General features: G+C 71.6%; 13 protein-coding genes. 7 read left to right on the plus strand and 6 right to left on the minus strand.

Annotated features, from left to right (window positions below):
• The 4 genes from GCG21_RS06815 (at position 1) to GCG21_RS06830 (ending at position 4070) form a co-directional block, all read left to right on the plus strand.
• Positions 1–1008 carry a zinc-binding dehydrogenase gene (locus GCG21_RS06815; RefSeq protein ID WP_152818524.1) on the plus strand — a complete coding sequence of 336 codons (1008 nt, stop codon included), beginning with the start codon at positions 1–3 and terminating at the stop codon, positions 1006–1008.
• A 172-nt stretch (positions 1009–1180) separates the two neighbouring features.
• Positions 1181–3199 (plus strand): BCCT family transporter, encoded by a 2019-nt coding sequence (locus GCG21_RS06820; RefSeq protein ID WP_152818525.1) that lies wholly within the window; start codon positions 1181–1183, stop codon positions 3197–3199.
• A gap of 69 nt (positions 3200–3268) precedes the next feature.
• Complete coding sequence (locus GCG21_RS06825; RefSeq protein ID WP_152818526.1) at positions 3269–3862, plus strand: helix-turn-helix domain-containing protein; 594 nt, start codon at positions 3269–3271, stop codon at positions 3860–3862.
• A 1-nt stretch (position 3863) separates the two neighbouring features.
• Positions 3864–4070, plus strand: coding sequence for a hypothetical protein (locus tag GCG21_RS06830; protein WP_152818527.1), 207 nt, complete (start codon positions 3864–3866; stop codon positions 4068–4070).
• Between the two features lie 19 nt (positions 4071–4089).
• Here GCG21_RS06830 and GCG21_RS06835 read toward each other — a convergent pair whose 3' ends face one another.
• The 6 genes from GCG21_RS06835 to GCG21_RS06860 form a co-directional block, all read right to left on the minus strand.
• Positions 4090–8310 carry an alpha-N-acetylglucosaminidase TIM-barrel domain-containing protein gene (locus tag GCG21_RS06835; protein ID WP_152818528.1) on the minus strand — a complete coding sequence of 1407 codons (4221 nt, stop codon included), beginning with the start codon at positions 8308–8310 and terminating at the stop codon, positions 4090–4092.
• Between the two features lie 119 nt (positions 8311–8429).
• Positions 8430–9260 carry a sugar phosphate isomerase/epimerase gene (locus tag GCG21_RS06840; protein WP_152818529.1) on the minus strand — a complete coding sequence of 277 codons (831 nt, stop codon included), beginning with the start codon at positions 9258–9260 and terminating at the stop codon, positions 8430–8432.
• Positions 9257–10438: a dihydrodipicolinate synthase family protein gene (locus GCG21_RS06845; RefSeq protein ID WP_370517360.1), complete on the minus strand. Its 1182-nt coding sequence runs from the start codon at positions 10436–10438 to the stop codon at positions 9257–9259. Before GCG21_RS06845 ends, GCG21_RS06840 begins: the two co-directional genes overlap by 4 nt.
• Entirely contained in the window at positions 10435–11580 is a 1146-nt protein-coding gene (locus GCG21_RS06850) for a Gfo/Idh/MocA family protein (protein WP_370517361.1), read from the minus strand. The genes GCG21_RS06845 and GCG21_RS06850 overlap by 4 nt, the downstream gene beginning before the upstream one ends.
• A gap of 185 nt (positions 11581–11765) precedes the next feature.
• A complete protein-coding gene (locus GCG21_RS06855) occupies positions 11766–12803 on the minus strand; it encodes a LacI family DNA-binding transcriptional regulator (protein ID WP_152818531.1) in 1038 nt (345 codons plus the stop codon).
• Positions 12804–12879: 76 nt separating this feature from the next.
• A complete protein-coding gene (locus GCG21_RS06860) occupies positions 12880–13458 on the minus strand; it encodes a DoxX family protein (protein ID WP_152818533.1) in 579 nt (192 codons plus the stop codon).
• Between the two features lie 99 nt (positions 13459–13557).
• Between GCG21_RS06860 and GCG21_RS16200 the strand changes: the two genes are divergently transcribed.
• From GCG21_RS16200 to GCG21_RS06870, 3 genes are all read left to right on the plus strand, one after another.
• The gene (locus tag GCG21_RS16200) at positions 13558–13725 is read left to right on the plus strand and encodes a hypothetical protein (RefSeq protein WP_194164976.1); all 168 of its coding nucleotides are present in this window, start codon (positions 13558–13560) and stop codon (positions 13723–13725) included.
• Positions 13726–13825: 100 nt separating this feature from the next.
• Positions 13826–15778, plus strand: coding sequence for an aconitate hydratase (locus GCG21_RS06865; protein ID WP_152818535.1), 1953 nt, complete (start codon positions 13826–13828; stop codon positions 15776–15778).
• Positions 15779–15964: 186 nt separating this feature from the next.
• The gene (locus GCG21_RS06870) at positions 15965–20887 is read left to right on the plus strand and encodes a beta-galactosidase (RefSeq protein ID WP_152818537.1); all 4923 of its coding nucleotides are present in this window, start codon (positions 15965–15967) and stop codon (positions 20885–20887) included.
• Positions 20888–20997 lie beyond the last annotated feature (110 nt).

The following is a 20997-nucleotide window of genomic DNA, read 5'->3' on the forward strand; positions in this document are numbered from 1 at the left end:
ATGAGGGTGGCCCGGCTCCACGCCGCCGGCGATCTGCGGATCGCGGTGGAGGCCGAGCCGGTGCCCGGACCGGGCGAGAGTCTCGTTCGTGTCGGTGCCGTGGGTCTGTGCGGTTCCGACCTGCACTGGTACTCCGAGGGCCACATCGGCGATGCGGGCCTCACCCGACCACTCGTTCCGGGGCACGAGTTCGCCGGTGTTGCGGAGGGCGGCAGGTACGACGGCCGAGTCGTCGCGGTCGATCCGGCGATCCCCTGTCGCCTCTGCCCGATGTGTGAGGCAGGGCACCGCAACCTGTGCCCACAGGTCCGCTTCGCAGGCCACAGCACGACCGACGGCGGGCTTCAGGAGGCGATCGCCTGGCCCGAGCGCAGCCTCCACCCGGTTCCAGCGGAGTTCACGGCTGCCGATGCCGCGATGCTCGAGCCCCTCGGGGTCGCGCTGCATGCGTGGGACCTCGCCCACGCCCGCGTCGGCGACACCGTGGCCGTCATCGGAGCCGGCCCGATCGGGCTGCTCGCGATCCAGGTCGCCCGGGCTGGGGGAGCGGGCCGGGTCATCGTCGTCGAACCCCTCGACCACCGCCGGCGAGCCGCCGAACGTGCCGGTGCGGCCACCACGCTCGCGCCGACGGAGGCCGGTGCCGCGGCCTGGCGAGAGCTGAGCGGACTCGGCTGCGACGTCGTCCTCGAGTTCGCGGGCACCGATCCCGCGATCGCGACCGCGCTCACGGCCGCCCGGCCCGGCGCCCGGGTGCTGCTCGGCGGGATACCCTGCGACGACACGAGCTCCTTCCCGGCCGGGCCGGCCCGCCGGAAGGGGCTCACCCTCGTCATGGTCCGGCGGATGAAGGAGATGTACCCCCGCGCGATCGACCTGGTCGCGACCGGGCACGTCGACGTCCGTTCGATCGTTTCGGAGCAGGCGCCGCTCGCCGCTGCCGATCGGGCCTTCATCCGTGCGACGAATCGCAGCGGCCTCAAGGTCGTGATCGACCCCTCCGCCTGATTCGGCCGGGCCTCAGGCCCCTGCCCGGGCGAGTCCTTCGCGCGGATCCTGTGTGTGACGCCCGTCGGCCCGGGCGCGGGAGCAATCCGACACGGGCCGGACGGGCGCTTCATCGGCCCGGAGATGGCGCTAGTGTGACGTGAGTCTCATCGTCGAGGGTGAAGGTGTGAACATGTCCGAGTCCGAAGGCCATACCGGGAAGAGGGGCTCCCGGAACGGGCCCGTGCGCCGGGTCATCCGGGAGGTCACGCGCCCGAGCCCGGGCCTCATCCACCCCGCGCTCATCCCCGGGATCGGGGTCGAGCGCACGGGCAAGTCGTTCTCCACGAACGTGCGCGTGTTCGCCATCGCGGGGGCGCTCGTGGCGGGGGTGATCCTCTGGGCGGTCGTCGCCCCGGGGACCATCTCCTCGACCGGGGCGTTCCTGCTCGCGTGGGTCACGGACAACTTCGGGTGGCTCTTCGGGCTGCTCGCCATCGCCATCGCCGGGTACATGATCGTGCTCGGCTACGGGCGCACGGGCGGGGTTCGCCTCGGCGCCGACGACGAGGAGCCCGAGTTCTCGACCGTGTCGTGGGTGGCGATGCTCTTCTCCGCCGGCATGGGCATCGGCCTGCTGTTCTACGGCCCGTACGAGCCGCTCACGTACTTCCTCGACCCGCCGCACGGGATGCGGGCCGATCCGGGCACCGTCGACGCGATGCACTCGGCCATGGCCCAGACGCTGCTGCACTGGGGCCCGATCGCGTGGGCGTTCTACGCCCTCGTCGGCGGCGCGATCGCCTACAACGCCTACCGGCGCGGCCGCAGCGCGCTCATCTCCTCGATCTTCGAGCCGATCTTCGGGCAGCGCACCCGGGGCGCGATGGGGGCGGTCATCGACATCTTCGCGATCATCGTCACCCTCTTCGGCACCGCGATCTCGCTGGGGATCGGCGCGCTGCAGATCGGCCAGGGCTACGAGGTGCTCACGGGCGCGGGGCCGGTGACCAACACCTTCCTCGTCGCGGTCATGGCGGCCCTCACCGCGGCGTTCATCGTCTCGGCCGTCTCCGGCGTCAAGCGCGGGATCCGGGCGCTGTCGAACATCAACATGGTCGTGGCCGGGGTGCTGGCGCTGTTCGTGTTCATCGCCGGACCGACCGTGTTCCTGCTCAACTTCATCCCGGCCGGCATCATCGACTTCTTCCGTGAGCTCGGCACGATGCTCGTGCGCAACCCGAACGAGGGCCCCGAGACCGCCGAGTTCATGGCCGCCTGGACCACCTATTACTGGGCCTGGTGGGTCTCTTGGACGCCGTTCGTGGGCCTGTTCATCGCGAAGATCTCCCGCGGGCGCACCCTGCGGGAGTTCGTCACCGTGGTCATCATGGTGCCCGCCTTCGTGTGCGCGCTGTGGTTCGGCATCTTCGGCGGCACCGCGATGTACCTCGAGCTCACCGGGAACGGCATCAGCGGGGCCGGCTCCGCCGAGGCGATGCTCTTCGACATGCTCGGCAAGCTGCCGTTCGGGGCGATCACGTCGGTGCTCGCGATGATCTCGATCGTCGTGTTCTTCGTGACCTCGGCCGACTCGGCCTCGATCGTCATGGGTTCGATGAGCCAGCGCGGCAAGCCGGACCCGTCCAAGTGGGTGACGGCCGTCTGGGGCATGCTCCTCGGCGGCACCGCGGTCGCGTTGCTGCTGGCGGGTGGCCAGGACGCGCTCAACGGCCTCCAATCGCTCATGATGGTCTCGGCGCTGCCGTTCGCGATCATCGTCATCGGCATCATGATCGCCTGGGCCCGCGACCTGCACACCGACCCGTACATCCTGCGCCAGCGGTACGCGCGCACCGCGATCGCGCAGGGGGTGCGACGGGCGATCGCCGACCACGGGGACGACTTCGTGTTCGAGTCGAGCGAGGTCGATGCCGACGAGGGGGCCGGTGCCTGGCTCGACACCGGCGATCCCGCCCTGGTCGAGTGGTACCTCGAGGCCACCGGCGAACTCGCGGCCGTGGACGCCGAGGACGTGCTGCGCACGATGACACCGGGTCGCATCCAGCCCCGCGGCGAGCCGCGCCCGGAGCACACGGCCTCGGGGGAGCGGGCGATGGTCACCGCCGACCTGATCCGGCTCGAACGCCTTCGCCAGGCCGAGGAGCGTCGTCGCCGAGACAACGGGGGGTCCGGCCGGCGCGACACCTGAGGCTGGTGCGCCGGACGTAGTGCAAAGGCATCCTTGCAAAGGATCCTCTGCAAAGGTATCTTTGTGCTTATGGACGACGCAGCTTCCGTTCCCGAGCCCCCGCAGCTCGCCGCGGGCGCGCTTCGGGCCCTCGCCCATCCGCTCCGGGTGGCGATCTTCGACATCCTCAGCCAGCGTGGCCCCCAGACCGCGTCGACCCTGGCCGACCTCACGGGGGAGTCCACCGGTTCGACGAGCTATCACCTGCGGGCCCTCGCGAAGCACGGTCTCATCGTCGAGGCGCCGGGCACGGGGCGGGGCCGGGAGCGCTGGTGGCGGCGGCCCGAGGGGGCGGTCTCCTTCGTCAACCCGGAGGCGCTCGAGACCCCGGCCGGCCGCGCCGCGAGCCAGGTCGTCATGACCGAGTTCCTCAACCGTCGCCACGGCCAGCTGCTCGACTTCATCGAGCACGGCATCCGCGCCGGCGTCGACGACTGGAGCGAGGCCGCGGTCGTGAGCACCTCGACCACGCACCTGACCCTCGAGCAGCTGAGCGAGCTCACCGCCCGGCTGCAGGCGGTCGTGGACGAGTTCACCCGCGCCCACCGCGATCAGCGCGGCCCCGGCGTGCGCACCGTGACCATCCGCACGGACGCCTTCCCCCTGCCTCTCGACGGAGCCTGACATGAGCACGACGATCACCCATCGCCCCGCGCACCTCCCGGCGCCGGCCACGACCGCCGAGCGGCTCGTGCTGCGCGCGACCGTGCTGGCGCAGGACTGGGTCGGCCGCCGGATCGAGCGCCGCTCCCACCGACCCGACCTGGCCGCGGCCACCGAGCGGCGTCGGCGGATCCAGGCCGCCGGCCGCATCGGCGACCCGCGCCTCTGACGGGCGGGCCGCGGGGAGGTCACCCGGCGGCGCGGGCTCCTCGGCGCGAGCGCACCGCGACGCCGGCCACGAGGGCGAGCAGGCCCGCGAGCACCACGAGGGCCGTGGCCCCGGACGCGATCCCCGTATCGGCCAGTGGCTCGGGCCGTTCGTCGCCGCCGGGGGAGCGGTCCGAGTCGTTGGCGCCGCCTGAGTCGCTCGAGTCGCTCGAGTCGCTCGAGTCGCTCGAGCCGGCCGTCCCACTCGAGCCGTCCGCCCCCGGCCCGCCGGAACTCGTCGACCCGGCGGAGGCGTCCGAACCATCGGAGCCGGCCGACCCGCCGGAATCCGCGGAGCCGGTGGTGTCGTCGGACGCATCGGAACCATCGGCCCCGTCGGCCCCGTCGGAACCGTCGGAGGCATCGGAACCAACGGACCCGTCCGATCCGTCGGAGGCATCGGAACCGTTCGACCCGTCCGAACCGCCGTTCGACCCGTCCGAACCGCCGTCCGGGCCGTCATTCCCGTCGTCCGGGCCGTCACTCCCGTCGTCTCCGCCGTTCGGGAGCGCCTCGACGACGACCGGCTCGGCGCCCACCGTCACGTTCCCGGCGAGGTCGACCGCGCGGTAGGCGAGGGTCATGCCCGTGTCGGGAGCACGGACCGGACCGCCGGCGTTCTCCCACGTGGCTCCGGCGTCGAGGGAGTACTCGATTCGGTCCACGCCCGAGCCCTCGTCGCTCGCCGACAGGGTGACCACCCGATCGTCCACCACGGCCTCGACCCGCGGGGCGGTCGAATCGACCCGGACCGTGAGCGACTGTGCCGGCTCGCGCGCCCCGGTGCCCGCGTACCCGCGGAAGGCGACCTGGGTCGTGCCCTCCTCGAACGCGAGGGCGCCGGTGTAGTCCTGCCAGGGCCCGCCGTCGAGCTGGTACTCGATGCGGACGGCGTCGGCGGAGGAGAGGGTGAGCGTCGGCGTCTCGGCGTACCATCCCGATGCGGGCTGCTCGGGTGCGAGCCCCGCGCTCGTCGTCGGCGCGACGTAGTCCGGGTCCGTGCAGGTGACCCGGGCGTCGGCCCAGTCGGCCCGGTCGAACCAGTCGACCGCGCCGGGATCGACGGCAAGCGTGAGGGTCTCGATACCGTCGACCGGCACCACGGCGGAGACGGCCGGCCCGCCGGTCACCTCCACGCTGCTCCACAGCCGCTCCCCGTCACCGGAGACGACGAAGGTGACCGAGGGGGACTTGCCCGGCAGGTCCATCGTCGCGTCCACGCCGACGTCGGCGCTGAACACCGAGCACCGACCGGCCAGGTTGAAGCTCAGGGTCGTGGGCGCCTGCACGCCGAGTCCGCGGGCGTAGGTCACGCCGTCGATCGTGATCGGGGGAGTGACCCGGGTGGGCACGTCGGTGATCGCGGTGTCCCGGGCGACCGGCCCGAACTCGTCCACGTCGGCGACGTCGGCCTCTAGGAACGGCAGATGCGAGAGGTAGGTCGTGCCCTCGCCGGGCGGGGCCGGCGCCGGGATCTGGCCGCCGCACGTGACCCGGGCGTCGGCCCAGTCGGCCCGGTCGAACCATTCGCTCCCGTTCGGGTCGACATCGAGGGTGAGCAGGCGCACGCCGGTCACGTCGACGCCCACCTCGACCCCGCCGCTCGTGACGGAGCCGGAGGTGAACAGCTCCCGGCCGTCACCGAGCACCGTGAAGGTGACGTCGGGTGACTTCCCCGGCTGGTCCATGGTCGCGTCGATCCCGGCGACCGCGTCGAAGCGGGTGCACACGGCGCCGAGGTTGAACGTGATCCTCGAGGGGGAGTTGACGCCGAGCCCGCGCTCGTACACGGTCCCGGCCACGGTGATCGGCCTGCGCACGTGCGAGGTCGCGTCGCCGATCTCGGTATTGCGAGCCGTGGGCCCGTAGGCGTCGTCGTGGCGATCCGACACGAAGCCGATCTCCGAGAGGTAGGTGATCCCGGCCCCCGGCGGCGCCGGCAGCGGGGTCGGCGTGGGCGAATAGGCACGCACCCAGGAATAGCGCTCGAGCGCCTCCTGGGCGAGGGCCGGAAGATCCCCGCCGGGCGCCGTCCGGTAGCCGTCGTCCGGCTCGTACGGGGCGGTGCCGGCCACGAACTCGGCGGCCATCGCCCGAAAGTCCGGCGCGGTCGAGTCCTCCCCGGCGAGCTGAGCGGCCAGGTGGTCGAAATAGGCGCCCCAGCGGGCCCGGTAATAGCCGCCCGCGAGGCCGTTCCACAGCCGGTTCGCGTAGTCGTTCAGGTTGGTCGACGGGGCCGCCGGGTCGGTCCAGGACGAGACGATCGCACGGGCGCCGGCCTCCTGGGCGCCGGCACTGGCCGGAGTCGGTGCATCGACCCGGGCGGCCTCGAGCCAGCGGCCGAGGAGCTGCCCGCCGTCGGTGCCGGCGACCCGGTCGATGAGGTCGAGGTCGGCGAGCCACTGCGCGGTGAGCTCCTCGAAGTCGGCGGCGCGCCCGTCCTCGTACGCAGACCTGATGAGAGCGAGCAGCGGCCGGTCGAGGTTGGCGAGCACCTGCCTGGCCACCGCCATGAGGTCGTACCGGTAGGTCTCGCTCGCGCGGGCGCCGGCGCCCGCCGCCAGCAGCAGCGGCAGCGCCGTGGCGAATTCGTCGACGTCGTAGCGCTGCGTCCCGGGCGACCACGCGGCCGCCGTCGAGACCGTGAGCGAGGGCTGGGCGCCGAAGATCGAGTCGGCCGCCTCGCTCCACCCGTCCGCGGGCATGTCGTAGGCGGTACGCCCGAGCACCGCCCACGCGGCGCGCGCGTTCGGGTCGTCGATGCCGTAGCGCCGCTGGGCCCAGTCGGCGAACCACTCGCCCAGGTCCGCGGGCTCGTCCCGCCAGGCCAGCCCGGCCGCGAAGTCGAATGCAGCGGGGTTGTTCTCGCCGGCCTCCGGCAGGATGGCGATGCCGTCGAGCGCCGATCCGGCCCGGTCGAGGGCCTCGAAGTAGCGCTCGCCCAGCACCCCGAGGTTCGCCCCCATGGTCGTGTGCCCACCGAAGTTCCAGATGGTGCCGACGGCATAGGGCGTGCCGTGCCAGTCGGCGTCGCGGTTCGAGGAGCCGTAGCGGTCCGAGAGGCCGTCGACGATGAACATGCGACTCGTGTCGGCGCCGGCGATCACCTGCTGCGGCGGGTTGTTCTGCCAGCCGAGCAGCACCCAGATCGACGCCGGGTTCGCCTCCAGCATCGCCTCCTGCACCGCGGCGGAGGCGGCGGCGACGTCGACATCGCCCGGCCGCCCGCCCTCGTGGAGCAGGTCCGCCTTATACATCGTGGTCGGCCCGAGCAGGGAGATCGAGGCGTCGTAGAAGGTGTCGGCGACGGCGGCGAACGGGGCGCTCGTGGGGTCGAGCCAGTCCGGCCGGTCGTAGCCGCCGGCCCACCCTCCCTGGGGCACGATCCGCGCCCCGGCGACCTTCTCGGCGAAGCCGGCCGGCACGGTTCCGAAGTAGCCGGGCAGCACGGGCACCATGCCCAGGTCGCGAATGTAGTCGGCGATCTGTCGCCCGAGTGCGGCGTTCTCGTCGAGCTGTGCGCGCGTCATCGGATCGGGGCCGCCGGACATGTTCTGAAGCAGCCACCACGGCTGGTGCTCGGACTGGGGGATCCAGTCGAGGATCTCCGCCTCGCTGTAGCCGTACTCGCTCAGCAGCTCGGCATACACGGCGTCGCTGCCGACCGGCATGAACACCTCGTTCAGCCCGTGCATCGCGTAGACGTCGACGAGGCGTTGCCAGTCGGCCAGCGTGCGGTACGGCCCCGTGTAGCCGTCCTCCACGTCGTTGTTCACGAACCGGTGGGAGACGTTCGCGCTGCCGGTGAGCGGCTCGCTCGCCGGCAGCCGGTCCGGCAGGTCGAGGCTCGAGCCGTTCCACGAGACCGACTGGTGGAGCACCGCGGAGACGTAGGCGTTGAAGCCGGCCAGGAGCGTGGCCGGAGTCGTCGCGGAGATCGAGACCCGGCCGCCGGCGGCGCTCACCGTATAGGTGTCGGCAGCTCCGACATCAGCGTCATCGGGGTCGGTCACGAGCGCGAGGTCGAACTTGGCGGCGTCGGCCCCGATCCACTCTCTCAGGGCGTCGGCCGCCGGCTCGGCCCCGGCGCCCACCTGGGCTCGGGCCGGCGTGGCGGTGAGTCCGGCGCCGAGCAGAAGTCCGCCGACGACGGCGCCGATGGACGTCGTCGCGGCCGTGCGTAGCCAGGGGAACCTCGTCATGGTGTCTCGTCCGCTTCGTCGTCGGCGACGCCCGTCCTCCACGGGCTCGCACGAGTATGACACTTTGGACGCGTTCGCTCAACGAGTCGATCACAAGCGCTCACCAGCCATGTGGGGCTTCAGAGGTGCGGGGCCACCACCCGGTCGAACGATTCGGCCGTGCGGCGCGCGACGTCGGCGAACGGGGCGTTCCAGATGTCCGCGTTGAAGAGCTCCACCTCGACGTCACCCGCGTATCCGGCGGCCCGCACGGCCCGGGTGAGGAATTCGAAGTCGATCACGCCGTCGCCGGGGTAGTGGCGGGCGAGGAGCACGTCGGCGGGCAGGGGAGTGGCCCAGTCGCACACCTGATAGCTCGAGATCCGTCCAGCGGCCCGGGCGATCTGCGCCGCGATGTCCGGATCCCACCACAGGTGGAACGTGTCCACGACCACCCCGACCGCCGCCGCCGGGAACTCCTCCGCGATGTCGAGGGCCTGCCCGAGCGTGGAGACCACCGCCCGGTCCGAGGCGTACATCGGGTGCAGCGGCTCGATCGCCAACTGTACGCCGACACCCGCGGCGTGCTCGGCGAGCTCGCCGATCGCCTCGCGCACCCGCTCCCGGGCTCCGACGAGATCCCGGCTCCCCGCCGGCAGCCCGCCCGCCACGAGCACGAGCGCGGGCGCTCCGAGGGCGGCCGTCTCGTCGAGTGCGCGCCGATTGTCGTCGATCGAGGCGCGCCGGTCCGGGCCCTCGGGCGCGGTGAAGAAGCCGCCGCGACACATGCTCGAGACCCGCAGCCCGGCATCGGCCACCATCCGGGTGGCCTGGGCGAGGCCCACCTCGGCCACGGGCTCGCGCCACAGGCCGATCGAGGCGTATCCGGCGGCCGCGCTCGTCTCGAGCGCCTCCGCGAGCGTGGCGTGCTTGATCGTCGCCTGGTTGAGGGAGAGACGTGGGTGGGTCATCGCGCACCCCCGGCGGTGACCCCGTGGACGGCGAGGTAGTCGTTCCAACGCCGGGCCGCGAGCTCGGGCCGCTCGAGCGCCCCGCACGCATTGGCGAGCTCGACGATCCTCGACAGGTGCGGCAGGCTCCGGGCGCTGTGCAGCCCGCCGACCATCGAGAAGGCCTGCTGGTGCCCGTTGAGCCACGACATGAACGCGACCCCGGTCTTGTAATACATCGTGGGCGGGGCGAAGATCTGCTGGGAGAGCGCCTCGGTCGGGCCGAGGATGCGCCGGTAGGCCGCCTCGTCTCCGGCGTCGAGGGCCTGGACCGCGGCCGAGGCCGAGGGGCCGAGGGCCGCGAACGCGCCGAGCAGGGCGTCGGAATGGTCCGACCCGTCCGGACCGTCCCCGCCGATGAGGTCGACGTAGTGGTAGTCGTCGCCGGTGAACATCGTGGCGGTGGCCGGCAGCCGCCGGCGTACCGCGAGTTCGGAGGCGGCATCGAGCAGGCTCATCTTCACGCCCCGCACCTTCTCGGGCGCCGCCTCGATGATCCGCACGAGGGTGTCGGCCGCGACCCGCCAGTCGGTCGAGCCGAAGTAGCCGCGCAGGGCCGGGTCGAACGCCTCGCCGAGCCAGTGGAGCACGACGGGGGCGCCCGCGGCCGCGAGCACCTCGCCGTAGACCCGCTCGTAGTCGGCCGGCCCCTCGGCCGCGCGGGCCAGGTGCCGGCTGCTCATGAGCACGACCCCGGCACCGCAGTCCTCGGCGTGGGTGAGCTGGCGGCGGAACGCGGTCGCGACGTCGTCGAGCCCGATCACCTCGTCGGCCACGTGGTCGGTGTTCACCCCGACGACGAGCTGTCCGCCCACGCTCGCCGCCTCGGCCGCGCTGCGGCGGATGAGCTCACGGGTGGCCGCGTCGTCCAGGCCCATGTTCCGCTGGGCCGTGTCCATGGCGTCGGCCACGCCGAGGCCCCACGACCACAGGTGATGACGGAAGGCGAGGGTCGCGTCCCAGTCGATCTCGGCCGGTCGGCCGGGGGTGTTGTCCGCCCACGGCTCGGGCACGACGTGCGCGGCGGCGAAGACCGTCCGCGAGCGCAGGTCGCCGGCGGGCTTGGCGTGGCCGGCCGGTGCGGCGGCCGGCACACTCGTGACCGCGCCGGTCTCGTCGAGGAGGTGCAGGTCCGTCACAGCGTCACCTCGGGCAGGGCGATCCGGGTACCGGTGCTCGAGCTGCGCAGGCCCTCCTCGGCGAGCAGCACCCCGCGGGCGCCGGAGAGGAAGTCGTAGGGGTTCGGTCCGCCCTCGAGCACGTGCCGCAGGAACTCCTCCCACTGCACCTTGAAGCCGTTCTCGAACGTGGCGTTGTCGGGAACCTCGACCCACGTGGCGTCGTAGTCGATCGCGTCGGGCACGTCCGGGTTCCACACCGGCTGCGGCGTGGCCGTGCGCGGCTGGATCTTGCAGCCGAACAGGCCCACGACCGCCGAGCCGAGCGTGCCGTCGACCTGGAACTCCACGAGCTCGTCGCGGTTGACGCGGGTGGTCCAGCTCGAGTTGAGCTGGGCGGTGATGCCGCCCTCGAGCTCGAACACGGCGTAGGCGGCGTCGTCGGCCGTCGCGCGATACGTGGCCCCGTGCTCGTCCACGCGCTCGGGGATCTCGGTCGTGGCGTGGGCGTACACGCTCGTGACCCGGCCGAAGAGGTTCTCGAGCACGTAGTTCCAGTGGGGGAACATGTCGACGATGATGCCGCCGCCGTCCTCGCTGCGGTAGTTCCAGCTCGGCCGCTGCGCCGGGTGCCAGTCGCCCTCGAACACCCAGTACCCGAATTCGCCGCGCACGGAGAGGATCCGCCCGAAGAAGCCCGATTCCACGAGCCGGGCGAGCTTGCGTAGCCCCGGCAGGTACAGCTTGTCGTGCACCACGCCGTTCTTGACCCCGGCGGCGCGGGCGAGCCGGGCGAGCTCGAGCGCCTCGGTGAAGGTCTCGGCGGTCGGCTTCTCGGTGTAGATGTCCTTGCCCGCGGCGATCGCCTTCTTGAGCGCCGGCACGCGGGCCTTGGTCACGAGGAAGTCGGAGTAGATCTGCCAGCGCGGGTCGGCCAGCGCCGCGTCGAGGTCGGTCGTGTAGTGCTCGAGGTCGTGACGGCGCGCGAGCTCCGCCAGCTTGGACTCGGTGCGCCCCACGAGCATCGGCACGACCTGGACGCGGCTGCCGTCGGACAGTTCGACCCCGCCCTCGTCGCGGATCGCCAGGATCGATCGCAGCAGGTGCTGGCGATAGCCCATTCGGCCGGTCGCCCCGTTCATGATGATGCCGATCTCGCGCACGTGGTCCTCGTTTCGTCGTGGCGGCCGTGTGGCGGCCGGGGTGTGCTGTGTGCTCCCGTGTGGCCCTGCATGGCTTCGTTCGGCCCAGTATTCGGGCCGGTATTCGGCCCAGCATGGCGCCGCGATCGGGTAAGCGCTTTCCCGAGAGTGTAGGGATAACGGACGACGCACGCAAGCCCCGTAGGTCAGGCGCGTCGGGCGGGGGTGCTCTCGCGCAGCACGACCTCGCCCGCGATGTGGACCGGATCGGGTCGTTCGTGCTCGCCGAGGGCCAGGGTGACGGCGGCGCTGCCCATCGCCTCGAGCGGCACGCGCACCGTGGTCAGTGCCGGGGTGATGTCGCGGATGGTGGCGACGTCGTCGAAGCCGGCCACGCCGAGATCCCGGCCGGGCGCGCGGCCGGCCTCCCGCAGCGCCGTCATCGCCCCCACGGCCATGACGTCGCTCGCGGCGAAGACGAGGTCGACGTCGCCGGTCGGCTCGCGATCATCGGTGCCATCGAGGTCGTCGAGGAGGCGGCGGGCGGCGCGGTGGCCGCCGTCGCGGCTGAAGTCCTCCCGGTAGATCCGGGCGGGGCCGAAGCCGTCGATGAATCCGCGCGCACGCTCACTCGGGGTGATGAGCCCGGCCGGGCCGGTGAGCACGGCGGCCCGGCGGTATCCGAGGCCGTGCAGCGCCCGGCCGAGGTCGCGTGCCCCCGCATGGTTGGCGAGGCGGACGGAGGGGAAGTCGATCGTCGACTCGGCGATGAGCACGACCCGGCCGCCGGTGTCGGCGAAGTGGCGCAGCTCGGCCTCGAGCGCGGCGTCCGCCGCCGGGTCCGTGGGGCGGGAACCGGCGAGCAGGAGCGCGCGGGGCCGATGGCCGCGCAGGGCGTGCACGGTGCTCAGCTCCCGGGCCGGATCGCGGTCCGTGACCGAGATGGTCACGACGAGGCCGGCCTCGTCGGCCTCGTCGGCGGCGCTCATCGCGCCGGCGGCGATGGCGGCGAAGTAGGGGTCGACGATGTCGGCGACCACGAGCCCGATGCTGTTCGACCGGCCACGCGCCACGGCCTGGGCCGAGAGGTTCGGGGTGTACTGCAGGTCCCGCGCCGCGGCGAGCACCCGGTCGCGGTAGGTCGCCGCAACCTTGCGCTCGCTGCCGTTGAGCACGCGCGAGGCGGTCGCCAACGACACGCCGGCCGCCCGGGCCACGTCGTGAAGCGTCACCGATCTCGCCATCTCTGTCCTCCTGCAGCGAAGGATAGCGGCACGGCCGGGGCCCGCGGCTTGCGGACCCCGGCCCGGGCGAGCGGCCTCAGCGGAGCCAGCGGTGCCGGCGCACGAGGGGCGTGCGCGCCCACCAGCGTCCCGCGCCCCACGTGTCGCCGGCGAGCGTGACGGCGGGGATGATGAGCAGCAGGGCCTCGTGCCAGTGGGAGTCGACGATCGGGTTGGTCGATCCCCGGACCAGGTCGCCGTCGACGACCGCGGTGGCGGCCGGCAGATCGGCCATGAACATGAAGAGCATGAGCAGGGTGCCCGTCACCGCCGCGATCCGCAGGCCGGCCCCCGCGATGAGCGCGATTCCGATGGCGGCCAGACCCACCATGAACAATGCGTCACCGAAGGGGTTGGCGAAGATGCCGAAGAATCCGGCGAAGGGTCCGTCGATTCCGGAGATGTATCCCTGGGCGGGAGTGCCGCCGTTGATCCAGGCGCCGGCCGCCGGCGTCGAATATCCGAGCCCGAACAGCTTGTCGAGGAATGCCCACAGGAATGTGAAGCCGATGACGACGCGGGCGAGGGCGAGCACCCTGCGAACGCCCGCGCGGGTGACGATCTCATCCTGGGTCCGCGGCGCCGTGGCGGGGACCGGGCGAGTGGTGGTGCTCATCATTGCCTCCTGGTTGGTCCGGATTTCGGATATGACCATCCTTGCAGCCTGCCGCCACATTTCCTCGGGTCCTTGGTCCCGTTCGAAAAGGGTTGACGAGTGACATTCTTCACGAAGTCGAAGGCGATGTTCGATATGTTCCTCGACCGCGGAATTCTCGCATTCAAGAATGTCGAGCTCAAGATGATTGTGCGACCCCATCCGTCTGCGGGTTCGCCGGCGGGGCCGGTCGGGGCCGCGCGCGACCGGCCGGCCGGCCGGTGGTGATCTCGACGGGGCTCGCCCCCTGGACTCCCGGGCGCGGCCGCGTAGCCTGGAGAGGCAGCAAGGCCGGGAGGCCAGGAGGCCAGGAGGCCGGGAGGTCGTCATGACGAACGTGGCACGCCAGCTCATCGAGTCCCACCTGCTCTCGGGTGAGATGACGCCCGGGCAGGAGATCGGACTGCGCATCGACCAGACCCTCACGCAGGATGCCACCGGCACCCTCGTGATGCTCGAACTCGAGGCGATGGGGCTCGATCGAGCGCGCACCGAGGTATCCGTGCAGTACGTCGACCACAACCTGTTGCAGACCGACGCCAAGAACGCCGAGGACCACCTGTTCCTGCGCTCGGCCGCCCGCCGGTGGGGCCTGTGGTTCTCCCAGGCGGGCAACGGAGTCTCGCATCCGGCGCACATGCAGCACTTCGGGCGCCCGGGGGCGACCATGGTGGGCTCCGACTCGCACACCCCGGCCGCCGGGTCGCTGGGCATGCTGGCCATCGGGGTCGGGGGCCTCGAGGTGGCGATGGCGATCGCGGGCGAGCCGCTGTACCTCGTCATGCCCGAGATCTGGGGCGTGCGCCTCACCGGAGAACTCCCGCCGTGGGTCAGCGCCAAGGACGTCATCCTGGAGATGCTGCGACGCCACGGTGTCTCCGGTGGGAGGAACCGCATCATCGAGTACCACGGCCCGGGTCTGTCGCAGTTGAGCGCGATGGACCGCCACGTCATCGCCAACATGGGGGCCGAACTCGGCGCCACCACGACGGTCTTCCCGGCGGACGAGGCCGTGCGATCGTTCCTGCGCGCCCACGGCCGCGAGGACGACTTCACCGAGCTCCTCGCGGCCGACGCCGACGATCCGGCCACGTGGGACCGCACCGACGAGATCGATCTGGGCACCCTCGAACCGCTCGTGGCCGCGCCGTCCTCACCGGGCAACGTGCAGACCGTGCGGGCGGCCGCCGGGCGAGAGATCTCCCAGGTCGTCGTGGGATCCTCGGCCAATCCCGGCCTGCGCGACTTCGGGATGGTCGCGGCGATGCTCGCGGGCCGGCGCACCGCGCCCGGGCTGAGCTTCGACGTCAATCCGACCTCCCGGAACATGCTGCAGGACCTCACCCGGATGGGGGCCACCTTCGACCTCATCGGCGCCGGCGCCCGCCTCCATCAGGCCGGCTGCATGGGCTGCATCGGGATGGGCCAGGCCCCCGCGACCGGCACGAACTCGCTGCGGACGATGCCGCGCAACTTCCCCGGCCGGTCCGGCACGAGCGACGACTCGGTCTGGCTCTGCTCCCCGGAGACGGCCGCCGCCTCCGGCCTGACCGGCGTCATCACCGACCCGCGCGACTGGGCCGAGACGGCCGGAATGGCCTACCCGACCATCGAGCTGCCCGATCACGCCACAGTCAACCGCGCGATGCTCGAGGAGCCGCTGCCACCCGCGGAGGCGGCGGCGATCGAGCTGGTCAAGGGCGAGAACATCGCGACGCTGCCCGACCTCACACCGATGCCGCAGCACCTGGCCGGCCCGGTGATGATCAAGCTCGGCGACGACGTCTCGACCGACGAGATCAGTCCGGCCGGGGCCCGGGCGCTCCCGTTCCGCTCGAATATCCCCAAGCTCGCGGACTTCGTGTTCGACGCGATCGATCCCGACTACTCGGTGCGGGCCGCCGCGCACGACGGCCCGCACGTGATCGTCGGCGGGGAGAACTACGGACAGGGCTCCTCCCGCGAACACGCGGCCATCGCCCCGTACTACCTCGGGCTGCGGCTGGTCCTCGCGAAGTCCTTCGCGCGGATCCACTGGCAGAACCTCGTCAACTTCGGAATCCTGCCGCTGGAGTTCACGGATCCGGGGGACTACGACTCCGTCGCCGCCGGCGACGAGCTGCGCCTGAGCGACGTGCCCGACACTCTCGGCGGGCACCACGAGCTCACGGTGCACAACGCCACCCGCGACGAGGACTACCCTGCGCGGCACCGGCTCTCCGCGCGGCAGGTGGAGATGGTGCTCGCCGGCGGGCTCATCCCGTTGCTACGCACGACCTGAGGCCGTGTCGGCGGGCGCCCGCGCCCCGGAGAGGGGACGTCGGATCTGTGGTCGGATCTGCGCGAGCGTGACTGATATCGATCATGGGATGGCGCAGAGTGTGCACTTCTGGGTACTCTGTGTAGGTCCCTGTGCACTTCCGCTGCTGTGAGGTCGCGCCGTTCCGAGGAAGGAAACCGCTCGCACATGTCACTCCTCCACCCATCAGGTGCCCGTCCGGGCCGCTCGTGGGCGTGGGCCACGCGCCCGCTCGCCGGGCTCGGTGCGGCCGCCCTGCTCGCCGCCGGTGTCGTGACCGGCGCCGATCCCGCTCGGGCCGACTCCGCACCGGCCGAGGTCGGACCGGCCGACTCCGCGGCCGCGGCGATCCCGGGCTCCCAGATCTTCCCGGGCAACGACGGCCGGCCCCACGAGGTCACGTTCGACTCCCACTCCTTCATGGTCGACGGCGAACGCCTGAACGTCTGGTCCGGAGAGTTCCACTACTGGCGACTGCCGAGCCCGGAGCACTGGCGTGACCTCTTCCAGAAGGTCCGCGCGAACGGCTTCAACGCGGTCTCCCTCTACTTCTTCTGGGGATACCACCAGACCACCTCCGGCGGGGAGTTCGACTTCTCCGGCGTCAAGGACATCGACCGACTCCTCTCGATGGCGGCCGAGGAGGGTCTGTACGTCATCGCGCGCCCCGGCCCCTACGTCAACGCGGAGATCTCGATGGGCGGCCTGCCGGCCTATCTGACGAACACCCCGAACGACGGCGGCAACCCCGGACTGCGCACGAACGCGAACCTCGAGGACTCCCTCGACTGGATCGAGGCCTTCGACGAGATCGCCGCGACCCACCAGGTGACCGACGGCGGCGGCTCGATCCTGCTGTATCAGGTCGAGAACGAGATGCTCGACGAGAATCCCAAGCGCGTGGAGTTCATGGCCGAGCTCACGAAGCAGGTCCGCGCCGACGGCATCACCGTGCCCGTCTTCCACAACGACTACGGCATGGGCGGGCGGTACAACCCCGCCAAGCCGGGCGCGGCCCAGGACATGGGCCTGGACTTCTACGCCTACGACAACTATCCGCTGGGCTTCACCTGCTCGGCCGGACGACGCGGCCTGTCCGACTTCGAGGCCGGGCTGCGCACCATCACGACCGAGGGGCCGAACTTCATCACCGAGGCCCAGGGCGGCGCGTTCACCCCGTGGGGAGCGGACTTCACCTTCGACCGGTGCTACGAGTTCACCGACCCGAGCTTCGTGCGCCAGTACGGCGTGAACAACATCGCCAACGGCGTCACCGCGTTCAACTACTACATGGCCTTCGGCGGCACGAACTGGGGCTGGACCGGTTCCCCGTCGTCGGGATACACCTCCTACGACTACGGCGCGGCGCTGACCGAGGACCGCCAGCTCACCGACAAGTTCACCGCCCAGCGCGAGCTCGGCTACTTCATCGAGGCCGTGCCGCAGCTCACGTCGATGAGCCCGGCGGCCGACCCGGCGGTGGACGTCGCCGCCGGTGCCCCGGTGAACGCCTACGAGCGCCGGGCCACCGAGGACCTCGACACCTCGGTCACCGGCCTGGGCACCCAGTTCCTCGGCTTCCGCCTGAACGACTCGAACAACACGACCGAGACGACCTTCACCACCTCGATCGACCTGAACGAGGGCGAGCGGGCGGCCTCGACCGAGGTCGTCAACGACGCCGATCCCCGCGTGGTCTACACCGGCACGTGGTCCCACGATGCCGGGAAGGACTGGACCTCCGGATCGGTCGAGGCCGACGAGTCCTACGGCATGGCCGGGGACGCCGCGGCCGAGCTGACGTTCACGGGCTCGAAGATCGCGCTCATCTCCTCGAGGTCGAACAACCACGGCTACGCCGACGTCTTCATCGACGGCGACCTGGTGGGCGAGACGAACACGTGCATCGCCTCGAACGACTACACGTCCGAGTACCAGGTCACCTCGTTCGTCTCCGACGAGCTCGATCCCCGCGTCGAACACACGATCAAGGTGGTCTCCCGCGGCGAGATCGGCTGCCCCGACGGCAACGTCGAGCCCGGCATCAACATCTCCGTCGACGCGTTCGAGATCACCCCCGCGAAGTTCACGGTCGACGACACCCAGGCGGACATCCTCGAGTACTCGGGAGACGGCTGGGAGAGCGCCGACTGCGAGACGAAGAACTGGGCCTGCGGGAACCACCTCGGCACCGAGACGTTCTCGGACGTCACCGGGGACTACGTCGAGTACTCGTTCACGGGAACGGGCATCCAGGTCATCGCGCCGCAGTCGATCAACCACGGCTACGGCGAGGTCTCGATCGACGGCGAGGTCGTGGACAGGACGAACACGTTCAACGGCCCCCAGAACGCCTCCAAGCAGGTCGTCGCCTTCGAGCGGGCCGGCCTGAGCGAGGGCGAGCACACGATCCGGATCACCGTGACCGGGGAGAAGGACCCCGGCTCGCAGGGCACGTTCGTCTCGATCGACGCGTTCAACGTGCTCACCGGCGACGAGGAGTCCGAGGCCCCCGGTGCCGGCGAGGCCCCCTACTTCGAGCGGATCCCGCAGCAGGAGGGCACCCACCTCACCCTGCACGGGCGCGACGCCCTGGCGATCGTCGCCGACTACCGCGTCGGCGAGCACGAGCTCTACTACACGACCTCCCAGCCGGTCGGGAACATCCCCACGGCCGGCGGCCGCCTGCTCACCCTCGACGGCTACGCCGGCGACGACGGCGAGACCGTGCTCCACTACGCCGCCCGACCCGAGGTCACCACCCTCGAGGGCGGTGAGCCCCAGGTCACCTGGAACGAGGCCGACGGCACCCTCCGGCTCAACTACACCCACGCCGCGGCGCTCTATCGCATCGCGGCCGAGGGCACGGACGAACCGCTGCTGCTGCGCGTGACCGACCGCGACGAGATGGGCGGCATGTGGCAGGTCTCGGGAGCCCGCGGCGACGGCAACGCCACCGTGGAGGTGTTCGGCGCGCACCTCGTGCGCACGGTCACCTTCGACGGGGAGGTCGCGCATCTGACCGGCTCGATGACCGCTGCCGGCGACGTGGAGGTCTACGTGCCCGAGGGGATCACCTCGGTCACGTGGAACGGCGCGGAACTCGCCGGCGCCGGCGCGGGCGAGGGTGGCGCGCTCACCGGCGGGGTGCCCGGGCCCGAGCCCGTCGACACCCCCGTGCTCGAGACCTGGCGCGTCGCCGAGGAGAATCCCGAGGCGGCCGTCGCATTCGACGACTCGGACTGGATCATCGCGGACGCCGCCGCGCCCCTCAACCCCCAGCAGGGTCCCGGACCCGACACAGGGGTGGTGCTCGACTCGAACTTCTACCACTTCTTCGAGGGCGACGTCTGGTACCGGGCGCACTACACCGCCGGCACCTCGGAGACGATCACGCTCAACGGGAACGGTGCCACGGGCGGACCCGGTCACGGGCGCAACTCCGCCTCCATGCTCGTGTGGATCAACGGCGAGTACGCCGGTGCGGCCATGGCCGAGGGCCGGGACAAGACCTTCGACGTTCCCGACGGGGCGGTCACCCCGGGCGAGGACGTGGTGGTCTCGGTGCTCGTGCGCAACCAGGGCCAGAACCTGGACTGGAGTGACAACGGCCTCTCCAAGCAGAACCGCGGGCTCTGGAACGCGCGCCTGAACAACGACGGACCGGTCACCTGGAAGATCCAGGGGGCCCGCGACGTCGACGATCCGATCGACAGCGCGCGCACGCTGTACAACAACGGCGGCCTCTACGGCGAGCGGGCGGGCTGGTACCTGCCCGGGTACGACGACGAGGCGTGGGCGCAGACCACGACGCTGCACGCGAGCAAGCCGGGCGTGGCCTGGTATCGGACCTCCTTCGAGCTCGACGTGCCGGCCGGGCAGGACACCTCCTTCGCCCTCGACGTGAACGCCACCGACTTCGGTCCGACGTTCGCCCAGCGCACCGACGCCTCGCGCACGGTCATGTTCGTCAACGGCTGGAACATCGGCACGTGGGTGGGCTACGTGGGCCCGCAGTCCCGGTTCACCATCCCCTCCGGATTCCTCGACATGACCGGGGAGAACGAGATCGCCATCGCCGTCACGGCGGAGGCCACCGGGGCCGGTCCGGACTCGATCGACCTCGTACAGGTCGGGAACATGACCGGCGGGATGCCGGCGGTCGAGAACGCGGCGCCCGAGCTCGCGGCCTACGAGCTCGCAGCCGACCTCACCGCCGACGACCGGACGGCGACCGCCCGGGTGAGCGGATCCCTGATCGTTCCCGAACTCGCCGGCGACGCGCTCACGGGCGTCGTGGTCGACTGGGGCGAGGGCACCGAGTCCGAGGCGCTCGCGCCCGAGTCCTTCGCCGCCGTCCACGACTACACGGCCGACGGCGACTACACGGTCACCGCCACGGCCACAGAACTCGTCGGCGGGGCGCACCTCGCCCAGCGCACCTTCACGGTGATCGTGGAGGACGGGAGGATCGTCGTCGGCGACGGCGGCACCGACGCCGGCGGTGACACGGACGCCGGCGGTGACACGGACACCGGCGGTGACACGGACACCGGCGGTGACACGGACACCGGCGGTGACACGGACACCGGCGGTGACACCGACTCGGGGGGTGACACGGACGCCGGTGGTGACACCGACTCGGGTGGTGACACGGACGCCGGTGGTGACACCGACGGTTCGGATGGCTCGGACGGTTCCGACGCGGATAGTTCGGCTGGTTCCGACGGGTCTGACGGGTCGGACGGCTCCGATGGCTCCGACGCCGGCAGCACGGGTGGGTCCGACGGGTCGGACGGCTCCGATGGTTCCGACGCCGGCAGCTCTGGCGGTTCCGATGGTTCCGACACCGGCAGCTCTGGCGGGGCCGATGGTTCCGACACCGGCAGCTCTGGCGGGGCCGATGGTTCCGACGCGGGCAGGTCTGGCGGTTCCGACGCGGGCAGCTCTGGCAGCGCGGACGGGCCGGGTGGTTCCGGCGGCCTGCCCTCGACCGGCGTCGGGCTCGGCGCGCTCGGCCTCATGGCGGGACTGCTCGCGGCCGGCCTCCTGCTCGTGCAGCGACGCCGGACCCGGATCGCCCGCGACTGAGGCGCCGGACGGGTCGGCACCCGACCCACGCAACCGACGACGGCCGCGACCCTCCCACGGGAGGGGAGCGGCCGTCGTCCATGATCGGGGCCGATGTCGGAGGCCTCGGC

The organism is Pseudactinotalea sp. HY160 (genome assembly GCF_009372055.1).
GTDB lineage: Bacteria > Actinomycetota > Actinomycetes > Actinomycetales > Beutenbergiaceae > HY158.